A 15,556-nucleotide genomic window follows, 5' to 3' on the forward strand; every position below is an offset into this window, starting at 1 on the left:
ACCACCCTCCTCGTTGCAGAGGGTGTGCATCAAAGCACAAGGGGCTGACATCAACGGGCAGGTCCTATGCCGATGGCTTTGCCGCTGACCGCTGCCGGAACAGCGCCTGAACCGCCAACAGCACCAGACCCAGGACGAGCGCCGTGCGACCGAACCAGTCTCCCCATGCCACCATCAAGGTCCACACGTGCTCAGACGGAGGCACTGTCATCACCACCCCCGCCCGCTGGCCGGTCTGCACCTCGCTGACGATCTCTCCCGTCGGGCTGATGAAGGCCGAGATGCCCGAGTTCGTCGCTCGCACCTGAGGCAGCCGCGTCTCGATGCTCCGGAACGCCGCCAGCCGCAGGTGCAGCTTCGGCCCCGCCGACGTCCCAAACCAGGAGTCGTTCGAGATCGTCACGATGAGATCCGCGCCTTTGCGCACCGCCTCCGCGACGTAGCCTGGAAAGATGGCCTCGTAGCAGATGAGGGGCGCCACCTTCAGCACTCTCCCGCCTCGCAGCGGGAAGACGAACGATTGAGGCCCCGGCCCCCGCTTCCACGTCCCCAACCACGGCAGCAGCCCACGCACCCGGGGCGTGTCCAGCAGCTCGGGGACATACTCTGTTAGCGGGAACAGCATCGTCTTGCGGTAGACCCCGAGTTCCAGCCGCTTCTCCTCCGCATCTCCCACGGGGCCCAGGAACATCGCCGCGTTGAACTCGCGATCTTGCTCCAGGTCGTAAGCCCCAAAGATGAGCGGCATCTGGTTCTCGCCGACAAACTGCGCGAGTTCCTGATCGAACTCCTCGCCCTCCGGGCTCTTCGGCGAGCCGAACGTCGTCGGATATACCGTCTCCGGCCACACGATCAGATCCGGCTTAGGCTCCTTCATCAGCTCGCGGGACAGCTCGTAGTGCGTGTCGAGGATCTTCCGGACTGCGTCGTACGTTCCCAGTTCCTCCCTCAGCTTCGCGTAGTCCGTGATGTTGGCCTGCACCACTCCCACCGAGAGCGCTGGACCAGACCGCATCAGCGCGCTCACCTGCTGGTACCGGAAAGCCCCATACCCGGTGAGCCCTCCCACCATGGCCACCAGAACCGCGACAGGCGTGCGCAACACCCTCGCTCCAGGCCACTTCCACCCTCGTGCCGCGAAGGACTTCAGCGCCGCCAGAACACACTCGCTGCCCAAGATCAGGAGCACCGTGAGCCCGTGTGCCCCTGCGATGTCGGCCCCCTGCCGCTGCCACGCAGAGCTGTAGAGGCCTTGGCCCAGCGTGTCCGAGAACAGCTTCGGCCACGCCCACTCCGTGCCCACATAGACCAGAGCCCCCACCAGCCCCACACGCAGGAAGGCCCCCTCCGGAACCCACCGCCGCGCCAAGTACCGAGCCAGTGCCGCGGTGATGAACTGGGGCTGCAGAATCGGCGCGCACAGCAGTAGGACCAGCCAGTACGCCCACGCCGAAGACGAGCGCGCATATCCCTGCAACGCATCCGCAAACCAGCCGAAGATCACCGCGGTGAAGACGACGCTCAGCAACAGCCCCGCTGCCAGGGCCTGACGCACCGTCCTGACTCGATCCAGCACCGCCAGCCAGGGGACCAGTGCCACCCAGCATGCCCAGACCCAGGCCACTTCCATCCGCCCGAAGAGCCATACCAACAACGAGGTTGCCACCGCCCCGAGGAACATCTCCCCGGACCGCCGCCCCACCGACACCTCTGTGTTCATGGCTTCTGCTCCGCCTGCTCCAGGTGCTCGGGATCCAGCATCTGCACGGGCAATCCTGGCGGCGCCAGCTCCGGCGGGACAATGCCGTTCTCCGTCACCTTCATGGGCTGGCCATTCGCGTCCAGCGGCGGCTTGTCCGGGCTGAACATCAGGATCGCAGGCAACTGCTCGCCGTCATCTGTCGCCTGGTAGTGCCGGACGTAGCCCGGAGGGAGCTCGAAGTCCTCCGGAACGATGATCCCCTTCTTGATCGGATCCGACCCATGCGCCGGGAACAGCATCATCCCCGTAGGCGCCTCCCCGGGCTTGGGCATCTCGTAGAGGCCTTCGGGGAGCTGCTCGAGCACCTCTTCCGGCACCGCCTCCAGTTGCTCCTGCATGTGCTTGGGGAGCTCTTGTTTCACGGCTGGCTTCGCGGGCCTCGCCACGGGGCGCACGGGAGCGGGTGCCGGGCGCTCCATCGGTGGAGGCTCGTTCACCGGCAGCTCCGGCAGGCTCTCCACCTCGGGCTTGTCGAAGAACAGCCACGCGCTCAGCCCCAAGCCAATGCACGTGATGGCGATCCCCAGCCCGAGCACCCACGTGGCGCCACCCGCGCGCCGTTGCTCGACCCGGACGATACCATCGCTGTCGACGCGCCGCTCTGGGGCCGGGGATTGCTCCGGCATGCTCGCTCGTGACCTCCAGGCTCCGTATAGTACCGGCCCCTCTCACCGAGGCCAACTCACCCTCCCCAGGCGCTCCCGCCTCTCACCCGACGAATCCATGCACGCCGCCGCCGAGCCCGCCCCTCCCCCTGGCCCTGGCGAAGACGCCGCGCCCCGCTTCCACGTCCACGCCTGGCGGCCTGCCCTCCGGCTCCTCGCCGCAACCGCCCAGCTCCTCAGCGCGAGCAACCTGCTCTACCTCGGGGCACTCTCCCTGTTGGGCATCCTCGAGGGCTTGGATCCTCCGTCTCCCTTCCAGATGCTGGTGCAACTGGCGGTGTTCTCGCTGCTGCCGCTCGTGCTCGTGTGGATGCTGCGGCGCTTCACGGCCTCCACCCTGCTCGTGGAGCCGGCCCGGCTCGTGCTCCAGTCGCGCACCGCCCGGTTCGAGATCCCGCGAGAGTCCGTCACGGGCGTCGAGCCCTGGAAGCTGCCCCTCCCCGGCTCGGGTCTGGTCCTGCGCATGAAGTCCGGACGCCGGTTCCAGTACCACCTCCAGGTGGCGGCCCCCGTTCCTCTGCTCAACGCGCTGGGCGCCTCGGTGCCCTCATCCGCGCCCGCCGCCGAGCACCCCAGCTCCCGGTTCGGCCAGGCCCGGCATGACTGGCGGCGGCGCCTCCTGGACAAGCCCGCCTTCAAGTTCGGGCTGATCCCGCTCGTGCCCACCGGCATCATGTTCCGTGCGCACCAGTACATCACCTTCGGCGGGCTGTTCGGCGAGTACGACATGTTCGGGCTCGCCGCCTACCTGCGGACCTTCGCGCTCTATTGGGTCAGCTTCACCACCGGCTTGCTGCTGTACGCCGGCTTCTGGCGGTTCGCCGCCGAGCTCCTCGCGTTCGCGATGACTTGGCTGCTCCCCTCGCGCGCTCGCGGCATCCGGCTCGCCGCGGAGTGGCTGTGCCGCCTCATGTACTACGTGGCCGTCCCCGCGCTCATCGCCTGGCGCTTCCTGGGCTGAGCCCCTCCCGCAAAGCAAAGGGCGCGTCCCCCTCCCGCAGGAGCAGAGACGCGCCCAGGTGTCACCACGCCCAGAGCGTGGCGTCACCGCTTCACATCATCACGGCGTGGCCGGGTTGTAGGTCGAGATGGACCAGCCCGTCCGCTCGTGGCCCGAGCGGTTCCACTGCGGGTTCTTGCCACCCACGATCTGCGCCGAGGTGAAGTCCGGCGCCGCCGAGCCCGAGCCCGTGCCGATGGTGGACAGGTAGTAGGTCTGGTGCGTGTCGTCCGACTGCAGGTAGTCGTAGCTGGTGCTCGCGTTCACGTACTTCGTGTTGGAGTCGCGCAGGGTCGACTTCAGCGAGACGATGCGGGCCACGTAGTCGGCCTCGGACTCACCCGCGCGCCAGCGGATCGCGTCCACGTCGTTCTGGCCGTCGCCGTTGGAGTCGTAGTCACTCCCCATGCTCTCGGCGAAGGCGTCCGCGCACTTGAAGCCGTACGTCGCCGCCAGGTTGCACGTACGCCAGTTGCTCTTGGCCAGGTACGGCAGGAACTTGTCGCGCCGGTTCACCGACGCCCCGGTGCTCGCGTCCTTGCAGCTGGTCTGCACGTTGTCCGCGTTGTAGCCCGGGTAGTAGATGTTCATGACGATCTTGGCCTTGGCGGTGGTGGCGTACGTGTTGATCGCCTGCATCGCCTTCTCCGTGTAGGACGAACAATTGGCGAGCGCCGTGTCCAGGCCGGCATAGCTGCACGTGCCCGTCTGATCCTTGAACGCGCTGCGCGCCTGCAGGTAGTCGTTGCCGCACATCTCGAACACCACCGCGCGCACATTGCTGGCCTGCATGTACGACTTCTCGGAGATGATCTTGTTGTTGTAGATGTCGTCGGCCTTGGCGCCCGACTTGGTGCGGCGCACCACCTCGATGTTCGCGTTCCACGCGTTGCCCAGGTACTCGCCGCTCACGTAGGGCGAGGCGCGGCGGGCCACGCTGAACAGGCTGCCGTTGTAACCGGCGAAGATCGAGTCACCGTACGCCACCACGCGGTACGTGCTCGTCGCGCCACTGCGGTTGATGGTCCAGCTGGTGTTCTGGTTGATGGTGCTCGCGGCCGCAGTGCCGCTCACCACAGTGGCTGCCAGCGCGCATGCAGCGGTCGCACCACGCAAAGTGAAACGAGGGGACATGGACTGCCTCCTTAAGGCTCCCGGGGGATTGGGAGGCGCGCAGGGTACAGACAGCCCACTTTGGATTTCTAGGGAAAAGCCCACTAGCACCGATAAACAGCAAGCAACGCACTGCGCCAACACAGGGTTTAGCAAGTCGCAGCTACGCGGCGCGTTAACCCAGCAACCCCTGCAACGCTGTTACGCGTTGCGTCTTCACGTTGAGCACCTTTCCCGTGCGCTCCAGCACGCCCTCTCCCACGATGAAGAGGGCGCCGTGGATGTCCCGGCGGCAACGCTCGTACACGTCGGGGGGCACCACGAGGTTGGCGATGCCCGTCTCGTCCTCCAGCGAGATGAAGCACATGCCCTTCGCGGTAGGAGGCCGCTGTCGGGTAATCAACATGCCCCCCACGGCCACACGCCGCCCCGAGGCCACGCGCTGGAGCCCCTCGGCGGACACCGCGCCCAGCTTGCGCAGCGCCGGCCGCAGCAGCTCCAGCGGGTGCTTCTCCAGCGAGACGCCCACCGTCTCGAAGTCCGCCTCCACCCGCTCGGCCACGCTCATGGGCGGCAGCTCCACCTGCGTGCCGTCCATGGGCAACCCGAAGAACAGATCGTCCTCGTCCAACGGGCCCAGCGCCTGGATCTCCCACAGCGCCTGCCTCCGCGAGCCGCTGATCGAGGCCAGCGCTCCCGCCAGCGCCAGCCGCGTCAGCTCGTGCCGGGCGATGCGGGCTCGCCGCGCCAGCTCGCCCACGCTGCCGTAGCCCTGGCCGCGAGCGGCCGCCACACGCCGCCCCGCCGACTCGTTCAGTCCTCGCACCATGCGCAGGCCCAGCCGCAGCACCCCACCCTCCTCCAGCGTGCAGTCCCAGTCCGAGCACCGCGCGTCCACCGGCCGCACCTCCACCCCGTGCCGCTTCGCGTCCGCCACCAGCGTGTGCGGCGCGTAGAAGCCCATGGGCTGCGAGTTGAGCAGCGCCGCGCAGAAGGCCTGCGGGTAGTGGTACTTCAGCCACGAGGACGCATACGCGATCAGCGCGAACGACGCCGAGTGGGACTCGGGGAAGCCGTAGTGGGCGAAGCCGCGGAACTGCTCGAAGAGCTGCGCCATGTACTCCTGTGAGTAGCCCCGCTTCACCCCACCCTCCACGAAGCGGATGCGGTAGGGCTCCAGCAGCTGCTCGGCCCGCTTGTGCCCCAGCGCCCGCCGCAGCCCGTCCGCCTCGCCCGCCGTGAAGCCTCCCGCCACCATGGCCAGCTTCATCGCCTGCTCCTGGAAGAGCGGCACGCCCAGGGTCTTCTCGAGGATGGCTCGCACCTCGGGCGTCGGGTACGTGGGCACCTCCTTGCCGTCCCGCCGCCGCAGGTACGGGTGCACCATGTTGCCGACAATGGGCCCCGGGCGGATGAGCGCGATCTCGACCACCAGATCATAGAAGGTGCGCGGCTTGAGCCTCGGCAGCATGCTCATCTGCGCCCGGCTCTCGATCTGGAACACGCCCACCGTGTCCGCATCGCACAGCATGTCGTAGACTTGGGGGTCCTCCGGCGGAATCGTCGCCAGCGACAGCTCCCGGCCAAAGTGCTCGCGGATGTACCTCAGGCACTTGGCCACCGCCGTCAGCATGCCCAGCGCCAGCAGGTCCACCTTCAGCAAGCCCAGCGCGTTGGTGTCATCCTTCTCCCACTGGATGACCGTGCGGCCCTTCATCGCCGCGTTCTCCACCGGCACCAGGTCCACCAGCGGCTCTCGCGTAATGACGAAGCCGCCCACGTGGATGGAGAGGTGGCGCGGGAAGCCCTCGATCTCCTGCGCCAGCGTCAGCGTCTGCCCCACCCGGCGATCGAACGCGGAGAGCCCCGCCTCGGCCAGCACCTCGGGCGTAACGTCAAACCCGTAGGCCGACGCCACCTTGGAGAGCCGATCCACCTGATCCAGCGACAGTCCCAGCCCCTTGCCCACTTCGCGCAGCGCCAGCCGGCCCCGGTAGCAGATCACCTCGCAGACCATGCCCGCACGGTGACGGCCGTGCTTCTCGTAGACGTACTGGAGCACTTCCTCGCGGCGCTCGTGCTCGAAGTCCACGTCGATGTCCGGCGGCTCCTTGCGCTCCATGCTCAGGAAGCGCTCGAAGAGCAGCCCCATCCGCACCGGATCGATCGCCGTGATCTGCAGCGCGTAGCAGACCGCCGAGTTCGCCGCGCTCCCGCGCCCCTGGCACAGGATCCCTCGGTTGCGCGCGAAGTGGACGATGTCCCAGAGCGCCAGGAAGTAGCCCGGAAAGTCCAGTGCCTCGATGAGCGTCAGCTCGTGGTCGATCTGCTTGCGTACCTCGGGCGGCACTCCGCCCGGGTAGCGCACCCCGAGCCCCTCCTCCGTCAACACTCGCAGGTGCTCCATCGCCGTGCGCCCCGGCGGCAGATCCTCCTCCGAGAAGTGGTAGCGCAGCTCATCCAGCGTCGCGTGGCAGCGGTTGGCGATCTCCAGCGTGCGCTCCAGCACCTCGGGGCGATCCCGGAACAGCCGCGCCATCTCCGCTGGGGACTTCAAGGTGCGCTCGGCGTTGGGCAGCAGCTTCGTGCCCGCCTTGTCCACCGTCGTCTTGTGCCGGACGCACGTGAGCACGTCCTGCAGCGGCTGGCGGCGCCGGTGGTGCGTGTGCACATCGTTGTGCGCGCACAGGGGCACGTTGAGCGTGCGCGCCAGGGCCTCGGCCTGGGCCTCGCGGGCCTTGTCCCCCGCGGACAGCGTGCGGCACAGCCCCACGTAGAAGCGCCCCGCGAAGGCCTCGGCCAACGGCGCCACCTGCTCCGCGGGAGCCGGGTTCGGCAGCAGTGCAATCAGCCCTTCGGAACGCTCGGCCACCGCGCGCCACGGCAACCCCGCCTCGCCCTTCGGGTGTGACATCCGGCTGGCGGAGACCAGCCGGCACAAGTTCGCGTATCCGCCCGCGTCCATCGCGTAGACGATCACCGGCGGCGCATCCATCAGCGTGAGCTCGGTGGCCAGCAGCAGCTTGATGCCGTGCTCCTTGGCCGCCAGGTGTGCCTTCACCACGCCGTACAGCCCGTCCGCGTCCGTCAGCGCCAGGGCCTGCATCCCCAGCCGCGCAGCCGTGGCCACGAGCTCCTCCGGGTGCGAGGCCCCTCGGAGAAAGGTGAAGTTGGATCGGCAGACCAGCTCGGCGTACACGCCCCCAACTTACTGGACGCACGTTCAGAGCGCAGCCAGGATTGCTCAGGAAACGTCGGATCTCGGGGAGAACCGGGCCCGTCCGATTCCTTGTCCGGTTTCCGAGCCTGGGATCGGCCCGGGGGGTATTGATGAGGCGCCAGTGGGGAGGCCGGTTTGACAGGACGCCGAGCCCACTGCCAAACAGGAGCCCGATATGGATCTGACTCCCACCGATTGGCAGCTGTGGATCGCCGCAGCCCTGGTGTTTGGCGGCCTGGAGATCAAGCTCTCGGGGTTCGTCACGCTCTGGTTCGCGGTGGGCGCGCTGACCTCGGCGCTCGCGGCGGCCTTGGGCCTGGGGATCAACGTTCAGCTGGTCCTCTTCACGGTGGTGTCCGTGGCTCTGTTCTCCGCGTCCCGGACGATCTTCAAGCGAGCGTTCATGCGCACGGCCAGCCCCCTGAAGCTCGGCGTGGAGGCCATGATCGGCCAGGAGGCCTTGGTCACCGAGGCGCTGTCGGACCCGCACGGAGGTACTGTGCGCATCAACGGCGAGTTGTGGACGGCGCGCTCGCTGGCGGGCCCGGTGGCCGAGGGCGAGCGCGTCACGGTCGAACAGGTGGAAGGTTTGAAGCTGTGGGTGCGGCGCCCCTCCGCGTCGCTCGAGGTTTCCGCGCAGAAGAAGAAAGAGAGAGTGTCATGACGTTCATGACGGTGCTGTTCATCGTCGCGGCGCTGGTAGCAGGCTTTGCCCTCATCACCGGTATCCGCATCGTCCCCCAGGCCAAGGTGATGGTGGTGGAGCGGCTGGGCCGGTTCCACCACGTGGCGCACAGCGGTCTGAACATCCTGATCCCGTTCCTGGACAGCCCGCGCGCCTTCGAGATGCGCACCGGCAACCGCTTCTCCCGCAGCAACCTGGTGGATCTGCGCGAGCAGGTCATGGGCTTCGAGACCGTGCAGGTCATCACCCATGACAACGTGAACATGGAGGTGGGCTCGGTCATCTATTACCAGGTCGTCGATCCGGCCAAGGCGCTCTACGCGGTGGAGAACCTGGCGCTGGCCATCGAGCAGCTGACGATGACGAACCTGCGCAACATCATGGGCGGGCTGACGCTGGACCAGACGCTCACCAGCCGCGAGACGGTGAACAGCAAGCTGCGCATGGTGCTGGACGAAGCCACGGAGAAGTGGGGCGTGAAGGTGACGCGGGTGGAGCTGCGCGAGATCGAGCCGCCGGGCGCCATCAAGGACGCCATGGCCAAGCAGATGACGGCCGAGCGCGAGCGCCGCGCCGAGGTGACGAAGGCCGAGGGCGACAAGGCCGCGGCCATCCTCCAGGCGGAGGGCGAGAAGATCTCGCGGATCCTCCGCGCCGAGGCGGAGCGCGACGCGGAGGTGGCTCGCGCCGAGGGCCACAAGCGCGCGGTGGTGCTGGAGGCCGAGGCCAAGGCCGAGGCCACGCGCCTGGTGTTCGAGGCGGTGCACGAGGGCCGCGCCACCCCCGAGGTGCTCGCGCTGCGCTACCTGGAGACGCTGCAGGAGCTGGGCAAGGGCACCAACAAGGTGTTCGTGCCGTACGAGGCCAGCGTGGCCCTGGGCAGCGTGGGCATGCTCAAGGAGCTGTTCGCCAAGGAGGGCGACGCGGATGGCGCGACGCTGAAGACCAAGCCCTCGGCGGCGGCCCTGAGCGCGCAGGCCATCGCGCGCAACGCGGCGCAGCCGGTGCCCGTGCGCCGCAGCCCGCCGTCGCTGCCCCAGGACGAGTAACCCCCATCGCTCCGGGTGCTGTCTCCCGGAGCGGTGCCCCCGCCCCTCGCTCAGCCGAGGGGCGGTTTTGCTTTGGGCTCCATGGCTTCCTCTCCCCGCCCCTCCCTGAAGGCCCTCACGGGGGTCCGCTTCCTGGCGGCCCTGCACGTGGTGGCCTTCCACTACTTCCCGCGCCAGGGCACCCCCGAGTGGTTCCAGCGCTTCCTGGAGGGAGGACCTAGCAGCGTCACCCTCTTCTTCATCCTGTCAGGGTTCATCCTCGCCTACAGCTACCTGGGCGCGGAGGAGACCGTCCGCGTCGAGCCCCGCGCGTTCTGGGCCGCGCGCTTTGCCCGCGTGTACCCGGTCTATGTGCTCGGGCTGGTGCTGATGACGCCGCCCCTGTTGGACTTCCTGATCCGGGCCGCAGGCGGGTTCACGCAGGAGGTGCTCTGGAAGCTCTCCAGCACGGGCGCGGCGGTCTTCACGCTCACGCAGGCCTGGGCTCCGCCGGTGGCGTGCGTCTGGAATTGCCCCGGCTGGTCCCTGTCGGTCGAGGCCTTCTTCTATCTGCTCTTCCCGCTGCTCTGCGTGCCCGTGGTCCGCGCGGGACAGCGCGGGCTGTGGGCCTCCGCCGCGGCGATGCTCGGAGTGACGGCGGTCACGAGCTTCCTGTGGCTCCTCGTGGATCAGTGGAGCGCCGCGAGCCCTGCCCCGCTCCTGGGAGCGGAGACATGGAAGCAGGTCGCAGCGTACAACCCGCTCCTCCGGCTGCCGCAGTTCCTCCTGGGCGTGGTGCTGGGCCGGCTCTTCTCACAGCGCGTCAACGCGGGCCAGGGCATGGGCCCTGCTGCCTCCGTGCAGGCCGTGGTGGCTGCCGTGACGTCACTGGCGATCTTCGTCGCGCCGTGGGCCGGGGCCGCACTCGCCTTCAAGGAGCTGGCGCTGATGCCCGCCTTCGCGCTCCTCATCTGGGGACTCGCGGACGGGCGCGGACCCTTGGCCCGGGTGCTGGAGCAGTCCTGGGCCGTCCGCCTGGGCGAGGCCAGCTACGCGCTCTACATCCTCCACCCTCCGATGGGCTTCTACGTCCGGCTGCTGGACCATCGTCTCGGGCCGGGGCTCGCCACGTCCTCTCCGAGGAGCTTCTTCGCCGTCTACGTGGCGCTGTCGATCCTCGTCTCGCTGGCGGTGTTCTTCTGGCTGGAGGAGCCCGCCCGCCGCTGGCTGCGCTCACGGCTGTCCCGCAGGGCTCCTGTCTCCACTCCCTCCGTGTCCCCCACCTGAGGCGCCTCAGGCCCGACAGGTGAAGCATCGGGAACCGAATCCGCCCAGCGGTGTCTGAGCAGCTGAACACCGCAGTTGGGAGGGACACCGATGTCTGACTTCTTCGTCGCGGGCGGTTGGGGCATGTATCCTACGCTGTTGGCCGGACTGGGGCTCCTGGTGGCCAGCATCCTCTACGCCCGGAACCCGGACCGGCGGTATGTGCCACTGATGCTGTCACTGGGCGTGTTCACGCTGATCGCTGGAGGGCTCGGCTTCGTCACGGGGCTGATGGTCTGTCTGAGGAACTACAGCGGCGAAGCGGCCGGTCAGACTCCCATCCTCATCGCCTATGGCTTAGAGGAGTCGCTGCACAACATCGTCCTGGCGCTGCTCTTGAGCATGCTCGCGGCGCTGTTCGCCTCGGTGGGAGCATGGCGGCTGTCGCGCCAGTTGCAGGCGGCTCCCGCGCGGTAGAGCGCGGGGAATCCGTCTCCACAGCGGGGGGTTGCAGGAAAAACGGCTCGGGCCTATATCTGGGCCCGTCGTTCCCTGCGCGAGGTCCAGCAACGCCAATGAAGCTGAACGCCTGAAATCCGCGGCCCTAGAGCCTTCCCAAGCGCCGAGCCCTGCTCGGCCGGATTCAGGAGTTCCTTCATGTCATCCCTTCGCGCGCACGGCGTTTCCTTTTCCTATTCGGATGCTGTCTCCCTGCTCACCGGCGTGGAGTTCCACCTCTCGCCTGGCTGGACAGGGCTCGTCGGAGCCAACGGCGCCGGCAAGTCCACCCTGCTGCGGCTGCTCTCCGGAGCGCTGAAGCCCAGCGAGGGCCACTTCCAGTATGAGCCTCGCGAGCCCGTCATCTGTCTCTGTCCGCAGAGCGTGGAGACACTGAGCCCGGAGATCTCCGCGTTCGCAGACGCGTGGGACGCGGTGTCCCGGCGAGTGCTCGGGCAGCTCGGGTTGGATCCGGGGGCGTTGGAGCGCTGGCCCACGCTGTCCCCTGGAGAGCGCAAGCGGTGGCAGATCGGCGCGGCGCTCGCGGCCGAGCCGGACGTGCTGCTGCTGGACGAGCCTACCAACCACCTGGACGCAGAGGCGCGAGGGTGGCTCCTCTCCGCGCTGCGCCGGTTCCGGGGCGTGGGCATCGTGGTGTCGCACGATCGAACGGTGCTGGAGGAGCTGACGTCCTCGACGCTGCGGGTCCATGCGGGCGAGGCGCGGCTGTGGCCCGGTGCGTACTCGGCGGCGCGCGAGTGCTGGGAGACCGAGCGTGAGGGGCAGAATGCAGCCCGGGAGCAAGCGAAGGATCAACACCGGCGGCTGGCGCAGCGGCTCGATCAGACGCGCCGCGAGCAGCAGTCCGCGGCGCTCGCGCGCAACGCGGGCCGGCGCATGAAGGACAAGAACGACAACGACGCGCGCTCCATGGGAGCGAAGGTGGTGGCCGGCTGGGCGGAGGCGGGGCTTGGAAACAAGGTGAGCGTGCTGCGGCGAGAGACGGAGCGAGCGGAGGAGGCGATCGGGGAGTTCCAGGTGGACAAGACGGTGGGGCGCTCGGTCTTCGTGGACTACGTGCGCTCTCCGAACCCGTGGTTGTTCACGCTGGAGAACGAGCCGCTGCGCGCAGGGGACGTGGAGCTGATGGGGCCGCTCACGCTATCGGTGGGCCGGGAGAGCCGCATCCGCATCGAGGGCCCCAACGGCGCGGGGAAGACAACGCTGCTGAGGGCCTTGCTGACACACGCGCGGGTGCCGCTGGAGCGGGTGCTGTACCTGCCGCAGGACGTGGGAGAGGAGGAGGCCGCGGCGGCGCTGGAGACGGTGCGAGGCCTGGCGCCCGAGGAAAAGGGCCGCGTGCTGTCGCTGGTGGCGGCGCTGGGAGTGGATCCAGAACGGCTGTTGGCCTCGGAGCAGCCCTCACCGGGAGAGGTGCGCAAGCTGCTAATCGCCCAGGGATTGGGGCAGCATGCGTGGGCGCTCGTGCTGGACGAGCCGACGAACCACCTGGATCTGCCCTCGATCGAGCGCCTGGAGGCGGCCCTGCGGGACTACCCGGGAGCGCTGCTGTTGGTGACGCACGACACGCACTTCGCGCGCCGGTGCACTACGGAGCGGTGGCTCGTGGAGGGGGGCACGATCACCGCCTCCACGGAGTAAACCGGCTCCCACGGACGTCCTCTCACGGCAGCTGCTCAGTGGCTCCGGACTCCACCAACTGGCTCCATACCGAGGGCTTGTCCACCTTCAGCCCTCCCTGCCCCACCTGAATGAGCCGCTCGTCCTGAGCCTTGCGGTACACCCTCGGCGGCGAGGACGGCTGCTTCGGATCGCTGTCCTTCGCCGTGATCTGCTCCGCCACCCGGATCCCATCCGGCGCCACCGTCAGCGCGGAGGTGTACTCGTACTTGCGCATCCACCGGCTCGGCAGCGGCTGCGTCGCCGTGCGGCTCAGCGCGATGTTCGCCGCCTGCATGCATTTGCCGTCCGGCCCGGCCAGCGTCTCCGCCACGAACCTGTTGCCCCGCAGCGGCATCAGCCGCACGGACCGCTGGCACTGCTTCTTCTCCTCCTCGCCCCAGCAGCGCTCCCCGTCCACCAGCAGCACCTCCACGCCTCCAATGCGCTCCAGGCGTAGCCGCGCGCTCTTCGGAAATGCCTTCAACGTCCCAAGCGCCCGCACCGCCAGCCCGCGCGGCGTGGCCTCCACCAGCGCCACCGGCCCTACCGCCTCCCCATTCGAGAACCGCCGGACCACCGCCCACACCAGCTTCAGGTCCAGCCGCATCTCGGTGATGATCATCTCCTCCACCGTCAGCGGCTGCAGCGGCAGCGGGTTGCCCGCCTGCGACACCTCGGTGCAGTCCCCCGGCGCTGGATCCTGGAAGAGGATCGGCGTGCCCATGCAGTCCGTGGGCGGCTGGGACACCTTACCCGTCGACGGATCGTACCCATTGATCAGCAGTTGGAAGAGCGCCTCCGGCTTCCACACCGCCGGAGAGATCACCTTCATCGTCGCCGGCAGCTCCGAGAAGCACAGCGCCCGAACCACTGGCTCGCGCACCGGCGCCTCGTGCTTGCACCCCGCCACCGCCACCACCAGCGCCACCGCCAGCCACTGAAGGGCGTGGCCCCCGCGAATCCCTGCGCGCGTCATGACTCCGCTTCCTCCTCCGAGCCACCGTCCAGCGTGTCGCTCGCGTCCCCGCTTCCCTTGTTCGCCGCGTCGCCGACAATGGCCAGGTAGGCCTTGGCGAACTCGGGCCCGAACAGAACGGCCGTCAGCTCCCGCTCCTCCTCCAGGAAGGCCCGGTGCTGCTCCGTGTACTTCTCCCACTTCTTCACCAGGTTGAAGGGCCACACGCCCCCAATCCCCTTGCCCAGGAGCTCCGGATCCAGCCGCTGCAAGAGCCCCTTCACGCCCTCGCGCATACCGTTGAGCAGCGCGATCTGGTGGATCATCACGTCCACGAACCCGCCCATCAGCTCCTGCACCCGATTGGCGCTCTCCGGCACCTTGAAGTCCAAGAGGTAGCGCAGCAGCTCACGCGTGCTCCGCATCCGCGTCAGCGGGTTCTGGTCGTTCGTCACGGGCACCGCCATCTGCTGGCCGAACTGATCGTGCCCCTGCCGCAGCTCGATGAAGGCGCGGGCGAACGTCTCCAGCAGCTCCGCCATGTGCTCCAGGAAGCGCTGCATGTCCGCCTCGGTCTGCAGCCCTCGGTTATCGGACAGGTACGAGCGCACGAAGCGGTTCAGCAGCTCGCGCGACACCATGTCCAGCCGGTTCCCCTGCCCCGCAGCCGCCGCCAGAGCCCCCGGGCCTGCCGTGACGGGCTCCGGGTTGACGGGGCGCCCTACGTTCTTGGCGATCTCCTGGAACATGGGCTCCTGCGCCATCTCCGGCATGCGCCGCTGAAGCTGGGCGATGAGCTGGCCGCGATCCTGCTCCGGCAGCGTGTCCACGCCCTTGGCCAGCCCCTGGTGCAGCATCTTCCAGGCGGTGCGGTAGGCGTTGTAGAGCGGCACCAGCTGCTGAATGGTGTTCTGCAGCGCCGCTGCCCCGCCCGGAGCCTGGGGCAGCACCTGCACGTTGCTCACGGTGCCGCGCCGGCGCCCCGTCACCTGCACCAGCGCGGGCGGCGGAATGGGCTTGCGAGGCTGGGGCGCATCCCCCTCCTGCTCGCTGACCGTGTGCAGCTCCAGGTTGGTGGCCTCGTCGACCGTGTCCTCCTGCAGCGCCGGGGCAATGATGGTGCGCGGCTGTTGGCCGGTGACTTCCTCCTGCGCGGCCTCCTGCTCCAGCAGCGCGTCCAGGCTGGGCAGCATCGCGGTGCGCTGCTCCTGCTTGCGCTCCTGGATAGGGGTGGGCTTGAAGCTGAGGGCCTCGGGCTTGATGCCACCCTCGTTCATGATATCGGCCAGCGCGCGGAACTGCGTCTGGCGGGACGAGGTGTCCTTCTGCGCCTTGGCGTCCCGCGAGAACTCGAACGCCACCGAGCCGATCGTCACTTGCATGCCCGGCTTGATCTGCGCTGGGACGTTCTTCTCGATGCGCTTGCCCGCGACGACGACGCCGTTGGTGGAGCCCAGATCCACGACGGAGATGGAGCCCTTGTCGAAGCGCACCAGCGCGTGAAACAGCGAAACGAAGGGCCGGGGGATGGGGATGTCGTTGAGCTGGTTCCGGCCGATGCGCACCGGCGACGAGGTGAAGACGTACTGCTTCTCCAGCGGCGGGTGGGACTCGACGTCCTTGATGCGGATCACCAGGGGAAGCATGAACCTTCTCCTACCAAAAAAAGGGGCCTCCGGTT

General features: G+C 68.3%; 12 protein-coding genes. 6 read left to right on the top strand and 6 right to left on the bottom strand.

What is annotated here, in order from left to right; translation table 11 throughout:
- Positions 1-64 precede the first annotated feature (64 nt).
- Positions 65-1,720, bottom strand: a complete 1,656-nt coding sequence (lnt, locus tag DB31_RS09995) for an apolipoprotein N-acyltransferase (RefSeq protein ID WP_044185702.1) — start codon at positions 1,718-1,720, stop codon at positions 65-67.
- Positions 1,717-2,388: a hypothetical protein gene (locus DB31_RS10000; protein WP_044185704.1), complete on the bottom strand. Its 672-nt coding sequence runs from the start codon at positions 2,386-2,388 to the stop codon at positions 1,717-1,719. Before DB31_RS10000 ends, lnt begins: the two co-directional genes overlap by 4 nt.
- 97 nt (positions 2,389-2,485) lie before the next feature.
- Between DB31_RS10000 and DB31_RS10005 the strand changes: the two genes are divergently transcribed.
- A complete protein-coding gene (locus tag DB31_RS10005) occupies positions 2,486-3,388 on the top strand; it encodes a hypothetical protein (RefSeq protein ID WP_044185706.1) in 903 nt (300 codons plus the stop codon).
- A gap of 99 nt (positions 3,389-3,487) precedes the next feature.
- Here the strand turns inward: DB31_RS10005 and DB31_RS10010 are convergent, their stop codons facing one another.
- Both DB31_RS10010 and DB31_RS10015 read right to left on the bottom strand, forming a co-directional pair.
- Positions 3,488-4,561 carry an SGNH/GDSL hydrolase family protein gene (locus tag DB31_RS10010; RefSeq protein ID WP_044185708.1) on the bottom strand — a complete coding sequence of 358 codons (1,074 nt, stop codon included), beginning with the start codon at positions 4,559-4,561 and terminating at the stop codon, positions 3,488-3,490.
- Positions 4,562-4,715: 154 nt separating this feature from the next.
- Complete coding sequence (locus DB31_RS10015) at positions 4,716-7,739, bottom strand: error-prone DNA polymerase (RefSeq protein WP_044185710.1); 3,024 nt, start codon at positions 7,737-7,739, stop codon at positions 4,716-4,718.
- Positions 7,740-7,935: 196 nt separating this feature from the next.
- On the opposite strand from DB31_RS10015, the gene DB31_RS10020 reads away from it, so the two are divergent.
- The 5 genes from DB31_RS10020 (at position 7,936) to DB31_RS10040 (ending at position 12,899) form a co-directional block, all read left to right on the top strand.
- Positions 7,936-8,424 (top strand): NfeD family protein, encoded by a 489-nt coding sequence (locus tag DB31_RS10020; RefSeq protein WP_044185712.1) that lies wholly within the window; start codon positions 7,936-7,938, stop codon positions 8,422-8,424.
- Positions 8,421-9,494: an SPFH domain-containing protein gene (locus tag DB31_RS10025; protein WP_044185714.1), complete on the top strand. Its 1,074-nt coding sequence runs from the start codon at positions 8,421-8,423 to the stop codon at positions 9,492-9,494. Before DB31_RS10020 ends, DB31_RS10025 begins: the two co-directional genes overlap by 4 nt.
- A gap of 81 nt (positions 9,495-9,575) precedes the next feature.
- On the top strand, positions 9,576-10,760 hold the full coding sequence (locus DB31_RS10030; RefSeq protein WP_044186204.1) for an acyltransferase family protein: 1,185 nt from the start codon (positions 9,576-9,578) through the stop codon (positions 10,758-10,760).
- Between the two features lie 90 nt (positions 10,761-10,850).
- Positions 10,851-11,216, top strand: coding sequence for a hypothetical protein (locus tag DB31_RS10035; RefSeq protein WP_044185716.1), 366 nt, complete (start codon positions 10,851-10,853; stop codon positions 11,214-11,216).
- Between the two features lie 180 nt (positions 11,217-11,396).
- Positions 11,397-12,899 carry an ATP-binding cassette domain-containing protein gene (locus DB31_RS10040; protein WP_044185718.1) on the top strand — a complete coding sequence of 501 codons (1,503 nt, stop codon included), beginning with the start codon at positions 11,397-11,399 and terminating at the stop codon, positions 12,897-12,899.
- Positions 12,900-12,921: 22 nt separating this feature from the next.
- Here the strand turns inward: DB31_RS10040 and DB31_RS10045 are convergent, their stop codons facing one another.
- Together DB31_RS10045 and DB31_RS44660 are read right to left on the bottom strand one after the other, a co-directional pair.
- Positions 12,922-13,896 (bottom strand): hypothetical protein, encoded by a 975-nt coding sequence (locus DB31_RS10045; protein ID WP_052419840.1) that lies wholly within the window; start codon positions 13,894-13,896, stop codon positions 12,922-12,924.
- Positions 13,893-15,521, bottom strand: coding sequence for a type VI secretion system-associated FHA domain protein (locus DB31_RS44660; protein WP_052419841.1), 1,629 nt, complete (start codon positions 15,519-15,521; stop codon positions 13,893-13,895). The genes DB31_RS10045 and DB31_RS44660 overlap by 4 nt, the downstream gene beginning before the upstream one ends.
- Positions 15,522-15,556 lie beyond the last annotated feature (35 nt).

The organism is Hyalangium minutum, from assembly GCF_000737315.1.
Classification (GTDB): domain Bacteria; phylum Myxococcota; class Myxococcia; order Myxococcales; family Myxococcaceae; genus Hyalangium; species Hyalangium minutum.

What these genes read in the sequence shown, in the direction of transcription:
- DB31_RS10040 (WP_044185718.1), top strand. Translation starts at nt 11,397, where the DNA reads ATGTCATCCCTTCGCGCGCACGGCGTTTCCTTTTCCTATTCGGATGCT.
- DB31_RS10020 (WP_044185712.1), top strand. Translation starts at nt 7,936, where the DNA reads ATGGATCTGACTCCCACCGATTGGCAGCTGTGGATCGCCGCAGCCCTG.
- DB31_RS10000 (WP_044185704.1), bottom strand. Translation starts at nt 2,388, where the DNA reads ATGCCGGAGCAATCCCCGGCCCCAGAGCGGCGCGTCGACAGCGATGGT.
- DB31_RS10025 (WP_044185714.1), top strand. Translation starts at nt 8,421, where the DNA reads ATGACGTTCATGACGGTGCTGTTCATCGTCGCGGCGCTGGTAGCAGGC.
- DB31_RS10010 (WP_044185708.1), bottom strand. Translation starts at nt 4,561, where the DNA reads ATGTCCCCTCGTTTCACTTTGCGTGGTGCGACCGCTGCATGCGCGCTG.
- DB31_RS10035 (WP_044185716.1), top strand. Translation starts at nt 10,851, where the DNA reads ATGTCTGACTTCTTCGTCGCGGGCGGTTGGGGCATGTATCCTACGCTG.
- lnt (WP_044185702.1), bottom strand. Translation starts at nt 1,720, where the DNA reads ATGAACACAGAGGTGTCGGTGGGGCGGCGGTCCGGGGAGATGTTCCTC.
- DB31_RS10030 (WP_044186204.1), top strand. Translation starts at nt 9,576, where the DNA reads ATGGCTTCCTCTCCCCGCCCCTCCCTGAAGGCCCTCACGGGGGTCCGC.
- DB31_RS44660 (WP_052419841.1), bottom strand. Translation starts at nt 15,521, where the DNA reads ATGCTTCCCCTGGTGATCCGCATCAAGGACGTCGAGTCCCACCCGCCG.
- DB31_RS10045 (WP_052419840.1), bottom strand. Translation starts at nt 13,896, where the DNA reads ATGACGCGCGCAGGGATTCGCGGGGGCCACGCCCTTCAGTGGCTGGCG.
- DB31_RS10005 (WP_044185706.1), top strand. Translation starts at nt 2,486, where the DNA reads ATGCACGCCGCCGCCGAGCCCGCCCCTCCCCCTGGCCCTGGCGAAGAC.